The organism is Halosubterraneus shenae, from assembly GCF_050510935.1.
GTDB lineage: Archaea > Halobacteriota > Halobacteria > Halobacteriales > Haloferacaceae > JBDGPU01.
This window is the reverse complement of sequence record NZ_JBNLVO010000003.1, coordinates 367,893-381,868: the sequence shown is the minus strand read 5'-3', so window position 1 is coordinate 381,868 and position 13,976 is coordinate 367,893. Positions and strand designations below refer to the sequence as shown.

At 68.4% G+C, this 13,976-nt stretch carries 15 protein-coding genes; 10 read left to right on the top strand and 5 right to left on the bottom strand.

Features of this window, described 5'->3' with window-relative positions:
• Positions 1-1,047: 1,047 nt before the first annotated feature.
• Positions 1,048-2,496: a DHH family phosphoesterase gene (locus ACQE3M_RS08250; protein WP_430505114.1), complete on the top strand. Its 1,449-nt coding sequence runs from the start codon at positions 1,048-1,050 to the stop codon at positions 2,494-2,496.
• 76 nt (positions 2,497-2,572) lie between these two features.
• Here the strand turns inward: ACQE3M_RS08250 and ACQE3M_RS08245 are convergent, their stop codons facing one another.
• Both ACQE3M_RS08245 and ACQE3M_RS08240 read right to left on the bottom strand, forming a co-directional pair.
• A complete protein-coding gene (locus tag ACQE3M_RS08245) occupies positions 2,573-2,926 on the bottom strand; it encodes a helix-turn-helix transcriptional regulator (protein WP_430505113.1) in 354 nt (117 codons plus the stop codon).
• Between the two features lie 84 nt (positions 2,927-3,010).
• Positions 3,011-3,802, bottom strand: coding sequence for an NRDE family protein (locus tag ACQE3M_RS08240; RefSeq protein WP_430505112.1), 792 nt, complete (start codon positions 3,800-3,802; stop codon positions 3,011-3,013).
• A gap of 829 nt (positions 3,803-4,631) precedes the next feature.
• Here ACQE3M_RS08240 and gfcR point away from each other — a divergent pair.
• From gfcR to ACQE3M_RS08215, 5 genes are all read left to right on the top strand, one after another.
• On the top strand, positions 4,632-5,321 hold the full coding sequence (gene gfcR / locus ACQE3M_RS08235) for a transcriptional regulator GfcR (RefSeq protein WP_430505111.1): 690 nt from the start codon (positions 4,632-4,634) through the stop codon (positions 5,319-5,321).
• A gap of 102 nt (positions 5,322-5,423) precedes the next feature.
• Positions 5,424-5,579, top strand: coding sequence for a hypothetical protein (locus tag ACQE3M_RS08230; protein WP_430505110.1), 156 nt, complete (start codon positions 5,424-5,426; stop codon positions 5,577-5,579).
• Positions 5,580-5,636: 57 nt separating this feature from the next.
• Complete coding sequence (locus ACQE3M_RS08225; protein ID WP_430505109.1) at positions 5,637-5,981, top strand: glutaredoxin family protein; 345 nt, start codon at positions 5,637-5,639, stop codon at positions 5,979-5,981.
• A 161-nt stretch (positions 5,982-6,142) separates the two neighbouring features.
• Positions 6,143-6,712 carry a DUF7110 family protein gene (locus ACQE3M_RS08220; RefSeq protein ID WP_430505108.1) on the top strand — a complete coding sequence of 190 codons (570 nt, stop codon included), beginning with the start codon at positions 6,143-6,145 and terminating at the stop codon, positions 6,710-6,712.
• Between the two features lie 313 nt (positions 6,713-7,025).
• On the top strand, positions 7,026-7,340 hold the full coding sequence (locus tag ACQE3M_RS08215) for an FUN14 domain-containing protein (RefSeq protein WP_430505107.1): 315 nt from the start codon (positions 7,026-7,028) through the stop codon (positions 7,338-7,340).
• 37 nt (positions 7,341-7,377) lie between these two features.
• Here ACQE3M_RS08215 and ACQE3M_RS08210 read toward each other — a convergent pair whose 3' ends face one another.
• From ACQE3M_RS08210 to ACQE3M_RS08200, 3 genes are read right to left on the bottom strand one after another with little or no spacing between them, the layout of a single operon-like run.
• Entirely contained in the window at positions 7,378-8,685 is a 1,308-nt protein-coding gene (locus ACQE3M_RS08210; protein WP_430505106.1) for an ABC transporter ATP-binding protein, read from the bottom strand.
• Positions 8,678-9,733, bottom strand: a complete 1,056-nt coding sequence (locus tag ACQE3M_RS08205) for an ABC transporter ATP-binding protein (protein WP_430505105.1) — start codon at positions 9,731-9,733, stop codon at positions 8,678-8,680. Before ACQE3M_RS08205 ends, ACQE3M_RS08210 begins: the two co-directional genes overlap by 8 nt.
• Complete coding sequence (locus ACQE3M_RS08200) at positions 9,730-11,001, bottom strand: ABC transporter permease (RefSeq protein ID WP_430505104.1); 1,272 nt, start codon at positions 10,999-11,001, stop codon at positions 9,730-9,732. The genes ACQE3M_RS08205 and ACQE3M_RS08200 overlap by 4 nt, the downstream gene beginning before the upstream one ends.
• Positions 11,002-11,171: 170 nt before the next feature.
• Between ACQE3M_RS08200 and ACQE3M_RS08195 the strand changes: the two genes are divergently transcribed.
• The 4 genes from ACQE3M_RS08195 to ACQE3M_RS08180 all read left to right on the top strand — a co-directional run bounded on the left by ACQE3M_RS08195 (position 11,172) and on the right by ACQE3M_RS08180 (position 13,972).
• A complete protein-coding gene (locus ACQE3M_RS08195; RefSeq protein ID WP_430505103.1) occupies positions 11,172-12,110 on the top strand; it encodes an ABC transporter permease in 939 nt (312 codons plus the stop codon).
• 72 nt (positions 12,111-12,182) lie between these two features.
• Complete coding sequence (locus ACQE3M_RS08190; protein ID WP_430505102.1) at positions 12,183-12,506, top strand: hypothetical protein; 324 nt, start codon at positions 12,183-12,185, stop codon at positions 12,504-12,506.
• Between the two features lie 210 nt (positions 12,507-12,716).
• Positions 12,717-13,157, top strand: coding sequence for a DoxX family membrane protein (locus ACQE3M_RS08185; RefSeq protein WP_430505101.1), 441 nt, complete (start codon positions 12,717-12,719; stop codon positions 13,155-13,157).
• A gap of 98 nt (positions 13,158-13,255) precedes the next feature.
• On the top strand, positions 13,256-13,972 hold the full coding sequence (locus ACQE3M_RS08180) for a diphthine--ammonia ligase (RefSeq protein WP_430505100.1): 717 nt from the start codon (positions 13,256-13,258) through the stop codon (positions 13,970-13,972).
• Positions 13,973-13,976: the final 4 nt, after the last annotated feature.

Here is a 13,976-nt window from a genome sequence, read left to right as displayed (position 1 = left end):
TTTAAAAACCAGCTGAGCGGTAGATGTCGGTGACGTGAGCGGAGCTTTCCAGAAATCCACCGGTCGCTCTTTATAAACTGATTTGAACAGGTGGTACGGTATCGGTCTCGACAGCACCGCAAACGCCCAGAAAGCCATCGACCGCTCTTTATAAACCGGTTTGAACAGGTGGTACGGTCTTGCTCTCGACAGCACCGCCAATGCCCAGAAAGCCCTCGGCCGCTCGCGGTCGCTGCGCGACATATCCGCGGCTCTCCGCCGCGAAAGACGTTCCGGGCTGCCTGCAGTAGCGGGCTGCCGGGCTGCGACTTTCTGGCCTTCGCTCGCTGCGTTCGCGAAGACACCGCCCGCCGTGGATAGGGGTCGGCGCAGCGACTCCCCTGCGGCGCGAGCGCCCATCGCCCTTTCAGTCCGCCAGGACCGCGACAGCGACAGCACCGCACGGCTACCGCAAGCCTCGGCCCTCCCCAGCCTCGGCCGGCGCCGGAACCGCACCGCCTCGGCGCCGGCCTCCCTCGCACGCGCCAACCGCTCCGCAGGCCGGCCAGCCGGCGAGCGACGACCGCCGAAGAGCCGCCGCGAGCGACGCCCGGCCACCACTCCCGGGTGGGACTGAAAGGGGCAGCCGCTGAGCGGGATGCCCTGCGACGCAAGCGACGCGAGAGCGAAGCTCTCGCTAGTCTGAGTCTTCGACTCAGGCACCGCAACGGCGAACGAGCGAAGCGAGTAAGCCGTGAAGAGCGCAGCGAGCAGCGCAACCGGTCAGCGGCTGGGGCTTTCTGGACATCCTGAGTGGTATCGTCAGCGACGCTAACCGAATATGTTTATAAATGCGACAGCTCGCCAGCTGGGGCTTTCTGGGTGTGCCAAGTGGCGTCACAAGCTGAGATAGCCGGATTTGTTTATAAGTACAAACGCTCGGCATCTCCACATCGCCCGTCGTCCCAGTTGCTACCGCCCACAACAACCACTACACAATCCGAACCTCCGCGATTCACGAATAGCGAGGACGGTAGCGTTTAGGGCACGCAGGGACTCACTTCGGCTATGTTACGGCGGCTCGTCCTCGGCTGTAGCTCGGTGGGCCACACGCTCGTCGAGCGCGCGAGCGAGCGCGCCGGCGAGCTCTTCGTCGTGACCGACGACACCGGCTGGATCACGACGCTGCGCGAGGAGAACGTCTCCGCGACGGAGGCCGCGCCGACGGACGCGGACGCGTACCCCGCCGACGTCGACGTGGTCATCGTCGCCGGCGACGACCCCGAGCGCAACCTGGCGGCCGCCGAGCGCGCCAGGGAGCGGTTCCCGGCGGCGATGGTCATCGGGTACACCGGCGCGGACCCCACCACCGACCAGCGGGCGGCGATGGCCGAGCTCGCCGACGAGGTGATCGACCCGGTCAGAACGCTTGCGGACAGCGTGGTCGAGGCCGCCGGGCCGGACACCGACGAACGGATGGCCAGGCTCCTCGACGTGCTCCGGGACCTTTCCGGGCCGCTGGCGGTCGTCGCGCACGACAATCCGGACCCGGACGCCATCGCGAGCGCGCTCGGGCTGGCCCGGATCGCGGAGGCGGTCGGCGTGCAGGCGGTCGCCTGCTACGGCGGCGAGATCGCCCACCAGGAGAACCGCGCGCTGGTGAACCTCCTCGACTTACCGCTCCGGCACCTCGACGAGATCGACCTGGCGGACTACGACGGCGTCGCGCTCGTCGACCACTCCCGTCCCGGGATCAACGACAGCCTGCCGGAGGAGACGGCCGTCGACGTCGTCGTTGATCATCACCCGCCACGCGGGCCGGTGGAGGCGACGTTCATCGACGTGCGGCCCGAGATCGGCGCGACGAGCACTCAAATCGCGGAGTATTTCCACCAGCTCGGTATCGACCCCGATCGCGAGCTGGCAACGGCGCTGCTGTTCGGCATCCGGGTCGACACACAGGACTTCGTCCGGGAGGTGTCCACGGCCGATTTCGAGGCCGGCGCGGAGCTGCTCGTGCAGGCCGACGAGGACACGCTCGAGCGCGTGGAGAGCCCCAGCGTGAGCCCGGACACGCTCGACACGCTCGCGGAGGCGATCCGCAACCGCGAGATCCAGGGCTCGGCCGTCGCGTCCTGCGTCGGGTCGATCGGCGACCGCGACACACTGGCCCAGGCGGCCGAGAAGCTACTCAACCTCGAGGACGTCACGATCACGCTCGTCTACGGGTACATGGACGGCGTCGTCTACGCGTCCGCGCGGGCTCGCGGCGCCGACGTCGACGTCGGCGAGGCCCTCCGCGAGGCGCTCGGGCAGGTCGGCTCGGCGGGCGGGCACGCGGACATGGCCGGCGCGCAGGTCCCGCTGGGGATCCTGGGCGACGTCGACGAGGACTCACAGGAGACGCTCCGGGACATCATCGAGGACATCATCGCGGGGCGCTTCTTCGAGACGCTGGAGGAGGCGCCGTCGCCGCCGACGATGGCGCCGACCTCGGACGAGTTCCCGACGGACTGAGCGGTGGCTGTGTGGGCGCTGTGCGGGCGGGAACGGTCGACGGCGGAAAAACAACCCTTCAGGCCGAGGCGACGGCTCAGTACTCCTCGTACGCGAGGTTCATCAGCCACTGCGAGAACGAGTCGGACTGCTCGTCGACCTCCTCCTCGCCGATGAACGGGGAGAGCATGTCGCCCGCCATCAAAAGCGAGAAGTCGAGGTCCCGGGCCGCGGGCTCCAGGTAGTAGGTGTTGTGCCCCTCGAAGACCGTCTCCTCGCGCTTGATGAGGCCGGACTCCTCCAGCGACTCCGCGATCCGACTCCCCTTGCGCGAGGACACGTCCAGCTCCTTCCAGAAGTTGCTCTGGTGGATCCCACCAGTCTCGCGGATGAGCTCGAGCCCCGCTTGTTCGTCCTCGGAAAGGTCGGCCTCGAGGTCGGAAACACTCATGTTCTGTAGGCCGGCCGCGATTCGCTTAAAGGTGACCTTCGCGGTCGTCGCCGGCGTTGCGGTCCGCGTTTCGCGCCGGGCGAGTCAGTGGCCGTCTCCGAACGACCGCGGGAGGTCGACCGGCTCGAAGGCGGTCTCGCAGGGCGGCCCATCGGCGAACTCGAACCGCGTTTCGCCGCCAGCTCCGACCCGGACGAGCGAGCTCGATCGCGTCCCGAATCCCTCGCGGTGAATGCAGACGCCGGCGTCGTGGTCGCCGAGTGCTGCCCCCGCGCGGTCGAGCCAGTCGTCGGCCGCCTCGCCGGGATCCGGCCGGAGGCGGTCGCCGAGCCGCCGGGCGTTCTCGGCCTGTCGCTCGCCGACCGCCTGCCGACGCTCGGGGATGGTGAAGCGGCCGCGACCGTTGACGACGCCGCCGACGTTGACGACGACGTGGACACCGGGGTCGAGCCGCGTCACGTCGACGCGGCCGTCGTTGGCGACGAGGAACGCGCCGGACTCGTCGGCGACGACCAGGTGGAAGCCGTCGTACTCGCGCTCGTCGAGCTCGCGCTCGACCGCGCGCACGGCCGCCGCCGCGGAGTCGTGGTCGAGACAGTCGTCGACGAGCAGCCCGCGTGACCGGTCGCCCTCGCGGTCCTCGCTGAGCCAGCGGTTCGTGATGGTCGCATAGACGCCGGCGTCGTTGCAGCCGACCCACGTTCCGCCGGCCTCGGCGTCGCGGGGAGCGACGACCGTCGGCTCGCCCGCCCGCGTCGACTCACCCTCCCGAACCGACGGCGGCTCTGCTGGGCGGTCGAACCGTTCGTCGCGGTTCGCGGCGGCGACGACCGGCGCGTCGGCGAACACCTGCCAGGCGAGAACGAGCGTGCACACGTCTACTACGTTTGCCCACGACGGTTACAAAAGTCTGTCCTGCCGTGAGAGGTTTTCGAACACGTGAATCGATGAACGGGTTGGTTCGTCGTCTTTAGCGACTGGACTCATGATCCTCAAACCCAACTGCTGAATACTCGCGCTTTTAAATAAAATCGGTTATCGTCGCGGGCGAGACCACTCGGCACATCCAGAAAGCCCCAGCCGCTGAGCGTTCGCGCTGCTCGCTGCGCTCCTCACGGCTCACTCGCTTCGCTCGTTCGCCGTTGCGGTGCTAGTTTCGCAGGGCGTCCCGCTCAGCGGCTGCCCCTTTCAGTCCCGCACGCGAGTGGTGACTGGGCGTCGCGAGCGGCGGTTGCCAGACTATCGCGGTGCAGGGCGGTCGGCGCGCGCGAGAAACGCGTGCGAGGGAGGGCGGGGCGCGCCGCGCGGTGCGTTGCGGAGCCGGCGCGCCCCGGCCGAGGCTGGGGAGGGCCGAGGCTTGCGGGAGCCGTGCGGTGCTGTCGCTGTCGCGGTTGCGGTGCTGGCCTGGCGGACTGAAAGGGCGACGGCCGCTCGCGCTGGAGGGGAGTCGCTGAGACAGGCACTATCCACGGCGGGCGGTGTGGAGAGCCGTGGATATCCTGCTCAGCGACCGCGAGCGGCCGAGGGCTTTCTGGGCGTTTGCGGTGCTGTCAAGAGCAAGACCGTATCACCCGAACGAACCTACTTATAACGTGCAGCTGAGGACCTCCAGCTATCTCTCCACTCTCTACAGAACGACGCACACAGACGAACTCGCCTATCGCCGACGACACGCCTATTAAATCGGCCGTCGAACGCACGTCACATGAAGAACGTCGACGACCTCATCGCCAGCGCCGCCGAGTTGGCGGGTCGCGGGCTCTCGAAAGGCGAGATCGCGGACGAACTGAACGTCTCCCGCGAGACGGCGAGCTGGCTCGTCGACCGGGCCGACACCACCGAGGCGACGGAGGTCCAGACCGGCACGGAGCCCACTCCGACCTCGGACATCCACGTCGACTGGTCAGCGATCGGTCGCGACTCCTCGCGGCTCACGTACGCCGCGAAGGCGATGGCGGACCTGATGGCCGCCGAGAACGGCGGCGTCGAGGACGGCGCCGCCGGGGACGACGGGGGCGATGACGGGGACGTCGTCGATCTCACCGTCGGCATCGAGAAGGCCGGCGTCCCGCTGGCGACGGCCATCGGTCGCGCGCTCGACACGGACATCGCGACCTACGCGCCGGCCAAACACCAGTGGGAGGAGGGCGCCATCGCGGAACGCGGCGGCGGCTTCTCCCGGAACTTCGCCGGAATCCGGGACCGGCAGTGCTACGTCGTCGACGACATCGTCACGTCGGGCACGACGATGCAGGAGACGGTCGAAGCGATCCGCGCGGAGGGCGGCGACCCCGTCGCCTGCTGCGTGCTGGCCGACAAGGGCGGCGCCGAGGAGATCGACGGCGTTCCGGTCTACTCGCTGATCGACGTCGTCCGCGTCGAACGCGGCGACTGAGTCGGCGACGGCAGCGAAGACCGAGTCGGCGACGGCAGCGACGTCACAGCATTTGCGACCGAAAGTGACAAGTAGGTAACTAAATGTGAAGTCCAGTGAGCAATGACCTGTATCAACTGTGGCGGGGAGGCGGATTCGGGTGTCCATCGTCTCCACTTCGAGCGCCAGCGCGGAGAGTCGAAGCGCCTCGAGCTGGAGCTCTGTGAGGCCTGTCTCGAGGAAATGCTGGCCGAGCAGTGGGTGTCCAGGGTGGAGTAGTTGGCCTCGACGGCTGACAGCGCAACCCCTTTCCTGTCCGGCCGCCTATGGATAGGTATGACGTTCAGTCCCGAGAGCGAGCTGTCTGCCGAGGAGGTTCAAAAGCGGGTCGACGAGGCGATCGCCGACAACGACGTCGTCCTGTTCATGAAGGGGAACCGGCTCATGCCGCAGTGCGGCTACTCCCAGCGCGCGGTCAACCTCATCTCGCAGTACGTCGACGAGTTCGAAACGGTCGACGTCCTGCCGGCGCTCCCGGAGTTTCGCGAGGCACTCGAATCCCACAGCGACTGGGAGACCACGCCGCAGGCGTTCGTCGACGGCGAGTTCATCGGCGGCAGCGACGTGCTCGCGGAGCTCGACGAGCGCGGCGAGCTCGAGGAGACCCTCGACGTCGAGTAGTCGTTCGACGCCCGCTGGCGCGAGGTTTCGACCGTCTGATTGAAACGGCGTTCCCGGAGTGTCCCTAAGGACAGACCCTATAAGGCTACGAGCCGTACTTCTGGTAGGTACGGTCGTCACTTCGGTGTCTCGATCATCCGACCACCCATTCCACATTACCCATGTCAGGCCGCGTGTTCCGACTTCACTCGACGCTCGAACTGCCACTCGAAGACGTAGAGGACTACTTCGAGAACGATCCGGAGCTACCCCCGGAGATCGACGACGTGAACATCACTCGTCGTAACAACACACTCATCATCAAGGCCGTCTCCGACGACGAGTCCATCAGCAAGTACACGCCCACGGCGCAGCTGAAGGCCTCCGTCACGGAGACGCGCGTCTACGAGGAGGAGCCGCCGCGGGCCGGTGGCCCCCAGTGGATGGACGACGAGGAGGAGGAGATTCCCTCCGAGCTCGTCGAGTTCGCCTGCTTCAAGGGCGACCGCGAAACGGTCCTCCAGAACACGGCGCTGCAGTACCCGATGTTCCTCGTCCTCCGCGAGATCGCCCTCCAGGCCGAGAAGGGCACGCTCACGGCGATCACGGACAAGGACGGCGAGCTCTCCGCCACCCGCATCGTCGAGGGCGAGGACCGGCCCGCCTCCGTCGAGGTCGTCGAGAGCCCCCAGGGCAACGGCGAGGGCAACGGCGGCGTCGACTGGCGCGACAACGAGTTCATCTCCGAGTAACCGGACGACAGCTCTCTGCTGTTCTCCTCTGTAGAGCGCCAGATACCCCGAGCGAAGCCGCTTTCTCCCACCGTGCGTAGCCGCCTTCTCCCTCCGTGCGTAGCCGCCTTCTCCCTCCGTGCGTAGCCGCCTTCTCCCTCCGTGCGTAGCCGCCTTCTCCCTCCGTGCGTAGATCAGCACGCTCGACCACGACGACCCACTGCCGTCGCTCTCGGTCAGACGTTGGCGCCGACGTCGACCCCCTTCTCGGGCCCATCCCGGACGCCGAGACTGTGACCAAACCCCTTTGCCGTACGGCTGTTGAAGGAGCAACATGGTAGGCATCGAATCACTACTCCCCGTGGGCGGGGAGATCACGATGGGTGGCTTGCTCGGCTTCGTCACCGGCTACGCCGCGAAGAAGATCGCCAAGGTCATCGCCGTGCTCGCCGGCCTCCAGCTGGCCATGTTCACGTACCTCGAAACGCGCGGCGTCCTCCAGATGAACTGGAGCAAGCTCGCCGGTATCACGCCGGAGGCCAGCCAGATCGACGCACAGGCCAGCGGTTACCTGCTGGAGATGGCCAACGCGATCCCGATGGGCGGCGGGTTCGCCGTCGGCGCCGCGGCCGGATTTAAAAAGGCCTGACCCGGCGTTTCGCCGTTCGGCGCGACGCAGCCCTTTCTCACTCACCCTCCGGCTCGTACAGGTGACACGGCACGGACCGGCCCGCGGGCGTCGGTCGCGGGTCGGGGTCCTCGCGCTCGCAGATGGAGGCGAACGGGGACAGCGCGTCGAGCGCGTCGTCGACGTCGCCGGCGACGGCCGCGGAGAGCGCGTCCGCCAGCGCCTCGTCGGCCGACTCGTCCGGGAGCTCTGCCGGGAGGGCGAACTCCGCGCGAAGCGCCGCCACGTCGAGGGCCGCGGGGTCGACGCCGGCGCTCGTCGCCAGCGCCGTGCGGTCGACGTCCTCGGCGGCGAGCGTGAGCCGAAAGTCGTAGACAGGTCGCCATTGCTCCTCGGGGAGCTCCAGCGACGCCGGCGGCACGACGGACGGACATCGTGGGTGGAACGAGCAGCCGCTCGGCGGGTTCGCGGCGTCGGGCACGTCGCCCGACAGGGTCACGTCGCGGTCCGGCGCGTGGGGGTCCGGCGTCGGCACCGAGGCGACCAGGGCCTGCGTGTACGGGTGCTGTGGGTCCGCGAGGACGGCCTCGGTCGGCCCGGATTCGACGATCTCGCCGAGGTACATGACGTGGACCCGGTCACAGATCTCGCGGACGACGCCGATGTCGTGGCTGATGACGAGGGTGGCCAGCCCGAGGTCGGCCTGGAGCTCGTCGAGCAGCGTGAGGATCTCCGCCTGCACGCTCACGTCGAGCGCGCTCACGGGTTCGTCGGCGACGAGCAGGTCCGGGTTGACGACGAGCGACCGGGCCAGCGCGGCCCGCTGCTTCTGTCCGCCCGAGAGCTTGTGCGGGTATCGGTCGAACGTCTCCGTCGGCAGCTCCACGCGCTCGAGCAGGTCCTCGACGACCGCCCGGCGCGTCCCCGCGTCGGCGACGCCGTGAACGCGGAGCGGTTCCGCGATGGACTCGCCAATCGTCATCCGCGGGTCGAAGCTCCCCGTCGGATCCTGGAATATCATGCCGGTGCGCCGCCGGAACGCCCGCAGCTCGGCGTCGTCGAAGCCGCGAACGTCCTCGCCGTCGAACGCGATCCGGCCGCCGGTCGGCTCCTCGAGGCGGAGCAGCGAGGTCGCCGCGGTCGACTTCCCGCACCCGGACTCCCCGATGATCCCGACGGTCTCGCCGCGGTCGACGGTGAAGGAGATGCCGTCGACGGCGCGGACCCGTCCCGTTTCCCGTTGCAGGAGCCCACTCGTGATCGGGTAGTGCTTCTCCAGGTCGTCGACGCGGAGCAGCGGCTCGGAACCGCCGTCGCCGTCACCGTCGCCGTTGCCGTCGCCGTCGCCCCGAGTCGGATCACGCATCGGAATCACTCTCCAGGTCGAGGTCGTCGCGGTCGTGGTGGGGGCCGTAGTAGACGCAGGAGGCGCTGTGGCCGGCGGTGGCGTCGCCGTGGACCTCGTCGTCCGCGGGCGCGCGTCGTCCGTCACCGGTGGCGTAGAGGGGGGGCTGGCCGCCGGACGTGCAGGCGGGCGTCGCGTGCTCGCACCTGGGCGCGAACCGGCAGCCGTCCGGCGGGTCGACGGGGTCGACGAGGTCGCCGCCGATCGGCTGGAGCGCGCCCTTGCCCGGGAGCGCCTTCATGAGCGCGGCCGTGTAGGGATGGGCGGTCCGGTCGAAGACGTCGAACACGTCGCCCTGCTCCATCACCTTGCCGCCGTACATGACGACGACGCGGTCAGCGATCTCGGCGACGACGCCGAGGTCGTGCGTGACGAAGAGGATCGCCATGTCGAACTCCGCCTGCAGGTCCGCGAGGAGGTCGAGCAGCTGCGCCTCGGTCGTCACGTCCAGCGCCGTCGTCGGTTCGTCCGCGACGAGCAGGTCGGGTTCGCACGTCAGGGCGAGCGCGACGACGACGCGCTGTTTCATCCCCCCGGAGAACTCGTGGGGGTACTCGTCGACGCGCGTGCCGGGCGTGGGGATGCCGACCCGGTCCAGCAGGTCGATGGCGCGCTCGCGGGCGGCCGCCTTCGAGACGTCCCGGTGGTACCCGATCGCCTCGACGAGCTGCTCCCCGACGGTGTACACCGGATCGAGCGCGCCCTGCGGGTTCTGGAACACGTGCGCGATGCGGTCGCCGCGGACCGCTCGGAGCTGCGTCTCGGAGTAGGTCGTCAGGTCCGCGCCGTCGAACCGGACCGTCCCCTGCGTGACCTCACCCGGGGGCGTCGGGAGGAGGCCGGTGAGCGCCTCACAGGAGACGGTCTTGCCCGACCCCGACTCGCCGACGAGACAGACGGTCTCGCCGCGGTCGACGGTGAAGGAGACGCCGTCGACGGCGCGGAGCGTCCCGTCCGGCGTGTCGAACTGGACGTGGAGGTCCTCGACCGCGAGCAGCGGGTCGGTCATCGTTCCACCCGCGGGTCGAGCGCGTCCCGCATGGCGTCCCCGAGCAGGCTGAGGCTCACGGTCGTCGCCAGCAGCAGGATCCCCGGTGCGAGTGCGACCCACCACGACAGCGTCGGGAAGGCGCGATCCGAGAAGCCGAGCGCGATGGTCCACCCCCACGAGAGGTCGACCTGCCAGATGGAGGCGCGTGCGGCCCCGACCCGGCCCCGGGAGAACAGGTACGCCAGCGTCGTTTCCATGATCACGATGAGCGGCAACTGCAGGGTGATCGCCGTCAGGATCGTACTGGAGGTGTTCGGGACGATGTGCCGACGCACGATCCGGAGGGGACGCGCGCCCGCACTCCGCGCCGCCCAGACGAACCCCTCCTCGCGGGTCTTCAGCGCGTCCGAGCGGACGAGACGGGCGATCCCGCCCCAGTTGAGCAGCCCGAAGACCAGCACGAGCAGGAGCAGCCCGCCGTCGTGGATGACGAGGAACAGGAGCACGATGAAGAAGGCCGGAAGCACTTGCTGGACGTCGACGTAACGCATCAGGGCGTCGTCGACGCGTCCGCCGACGTATCCGGCGATGGTTCCGACGCCGACGCCGAGCGGGACCATCAGCGTCCCGGAGATCACGACCACCTTGAGCGCGACGTTCATCCCGTGGACGATCCGGCTGAGCACGTCGTCGCCCGTGGCCGTGGTCCCTAACGGGTACTGCCAGGTGCCCACGCACCGGCCATCGACGAGGTTCTCCCCGCAGAAGACGAGGGAATTCGAGACGCTGAACCCGACGGGCGGTTGAGAGGGGAGTGGCTCCCGCGCGCCTGCCGTTCCGAACACCGGCTCCGCGGGCCCCCCGACGACGTGGGGGCCCACGGTGGCGACGACGCCGAACAGGCCGAGGTAGATCAGACTCGCGACGGCGACGCGATTGCGCCGGAGGTGACGCCAGTAGTGGGCCACGAGCCCCCGGCTTCGGATCATCGGAACGACCAGATACGACACGATCGACCACGTGGAGAGCCAGTAGAGCCAGTCGATGATCGACGGCACGAAGGACCCGTACAGCGGTGTTCCCTCGGGGAGGACCCGCAGGTGGTAGGTCGCGAGCGCGACCAGGACGGTCGCGCCGGCGACGAACGTGGCCGTCGTCGCGGCCGGCCGCCACCGGGTCGTTCCCTCACCCAGCTCGACTGTTTCGAACGTCGGCTGGGCGTCGGCCGTCGACGCCGTTTCGACGGCGTGGCCCGACCCAGCCGACCCGTCGTCGCTCGCCGTCATCGACTTACGGTGTCCGTTGCGGACCGTTTGCAACTATCTCGCGTTCGGTATCTCCGCACATGTATCCGGCAGTCACGGTTATGAGTGTTAAATACTCCCAAAGGTAAAATCCGGCCTACAGTCACCGGGGGACTTATGGAACACCTGATACTGGGTTCCCCCAGCGTTCAATGCGACGATACGTGTTCAAACGCCTCGTCTGGTCGATCGTGGCCGTCTGGGTCGTCATCTCGGGGACGTTCCTGCTGGTGGCGCTCACGCCCGACCCGAACGAGGTGCTCGTAGCGTGGGTTGCCGGCGGCGAGGCGGTCGAGGCGTACCGCCAGGCCCGCAACTACGATCTGCCCCTGTACAGGCGCTACTGGCTGTGGCTCTCCTCGTATCTCGTTTTGGATCTCGGCACGACGCTCGGGGGAAAGCCGGTGACCCAGGCCTTCCGCGAGACGATCCCGGTGACTGCTCTCTACGTGCTGCCGGCGGTTCTCGTGTCGACGGTCGTCGGCGTCGGGACCGGGATCTATACCGCCATGCGGAGCGGTGGCTACCTCGACAAAGCGATCGCGGCGGCCGTCTACTCCGGGTTTGGCCTCCCCGTGTTCTGGCTCGGCGAGATGTCCATCGCGGTCGCTGTCCACGAGCTCGGCTGGGTCGAGGTCGCGTGGGACGACCGGTACGGGCTCTGGCACCCCGACAACCTCCAGTCGATGATCCTGCCCGCCGCCGTCGTCTGTGCGAACCTGCTCGCCGTGCAAGCACGGTACACCCGGGCCGAGGCGCTGGAGTACGTGCCCGCGGAGTTCGTCCGGACCCTGCGAGCCAGCGGGGCCGGGTCCCGGGACCTCGCCCGCCACGTCCTGCGGAACGCCGCGCTCCCGCTCGTCTCGTTGTTCTGTATCGAAGGGGTGGCGCTCCTCCTCGTCACCGTCTACGTCGTCGAGGCGGTCTTCGGGCTCCCCGGAGCCGGTGCCCTCGCGTACGGCGCCATCCATGACCGCGACATCAGCGTGGTCCTGGCGGCGACGTTGCTCGTCGCCGTTCTCGGCGTGCTGGGGAACCTGCTGCAGGACGTGCTGTACGTGTGGCTCGACCCCCGCGTCGACGTCGAGTGAGAGCGCCGGCGGGACGCTGGTACGCTCCGTTCGGCGGTCGCTTTTACAGGTCCGCCCCACGTGGCCTCCGCTATGGACGACGAATCAGCGGTAGCGCGGATCGCGGACGCGATCGACGCCGGCGAGATCGAGCTCATCATCCGAAACGTCGAGCAGGGACAGCGGCTGGAGGTCGAACATCCCGAAGAGCTGTCGCCGGAGCTGAGCGACGCCTTCGTGACGCTGAAAGGCGAGTACGGGCGGACGCTGGAGCGGATCGCCGGCGGCGACCTCTCCGCGGCGGCCGCGGTCGACGACGAGGACTGGCCCGCGTTCCGCGAGGTCGCCGTCGACGCCGCCGAGGTCCACCCGGACGCGCTGGAGAGCAGTCGCGAGGCGGCCGCGGACTCCTCCTGATCTTCGCTCCCGCCCACCGGCTCCGGAACTCCGCTCCGGAACTCCGCTCCGGAAGGATCCCGGTTGAACAAAGAAGCAGTTCCGACACAATATCTGCAGGAGATATAAAACATTCACACCGATCTGCAATAAATGATTTAAGTGTCACCGGAGTATTCCGGCTGGAATGTCTCGAAACCGACAACCAGCGATAACGAGGGGTGGAGATCGATGAGCGCGGTCGTGGTGCAAGCCTTCGGCGGTACGGGCGCGGCCGAGCTGTTCCTGCTGGGCCGACTGCTGTTCGGCGGCGTGCTGGCGTTCATGGGGCTTAACCACTTCATGGACACCGACAGCATGGTCGGCTACGCGGAGTTCAAGGGGGTTCCCTACCCGCGTGCGGCCGTCCTCGTCTCGGGTGGGATGCTGCTCTTCGGTGGCCTCGGTATCGCCGTCGGCGCGTTCCCCGTCCTGTCGGCGGGGGCGCTGGCCACGTTCCTCCTCGTCGGTGCCGTCCAGATGCACGACTTCTGGACGATGGAGGACCCGGAGGAGAAGCAGTCGGAGATGACGCAGTTCCTGAAGAACGTCACTGGGTTCGGGGCGGCCCTCGCGCTCCTCGCGATCGGCGGGGCGCCGTGGCCCTACGCGCTCAACGTCGGGCTGTTCTGACGCGGTCCGGGTTTTTCGTGCGCTGCCGTCGCCATCGGACGGTGCTGCCGTCGCCATCGGACCGCTGGCTGTTTAACGCCCCTGCGCGTACGCTCGGTATGAACGATGGCGAGTGGGTGAGCCTGTTCTCCGGCGGGAAGGACTCCTCGTGGGCGCTGTACCGCGCGCTGGAGGAGGGGATGGACGTGTCGCGACTGCTGACCGTGCATCCCGAGGGCGACTCCTACATGTACCACACGCCGGCGACGGAGCTCGCCAGCCTCGCCGCCGAGAGCATCGGCATCGAGCTCGTCGACGTCGAGCCCGACGACTTCGGCGCCGACGACGTCCGCGACTCCGGGGCCCAGGGCGACGCGGAGGTCGAGCCGATGGAAGCCGCCCTCCGGGAGCTGGCGACCGAGATCGACCTCGCGGGCGTCACCGCCGGCGCCGTCGAGAGCGAGTTCCAGACCAGCCGCATCGAGGCGATGTGCGACCGGCTCGGTATCGACCTGTTCGCCCCGCTGTGGCAGCGCGATCCCGAAACGCTCGCCGAGGAGATGATCGACGCCGGCTTCGAGATCACGATCATCCAGGTCGCGGCGTACGGGCTCGACGAGTCGTGGCTCGGGCGAACGCTCGACCACGGCGCCCTCGACGAGCTCCGGGAACTGAACGAGGAGTACGGCGTCCACGTCATCGGCGAGGGCGGCGAGTTCGAGACGTTCGTCACCGACGGCCCCCACATGGACCGCGCCATCGACCTCGAGTACGACACGGTCTGGGACGGGACGCGCGGGCACCTGCAGATCACCGACGCGTCGCTGGCGGAGTAGGCGG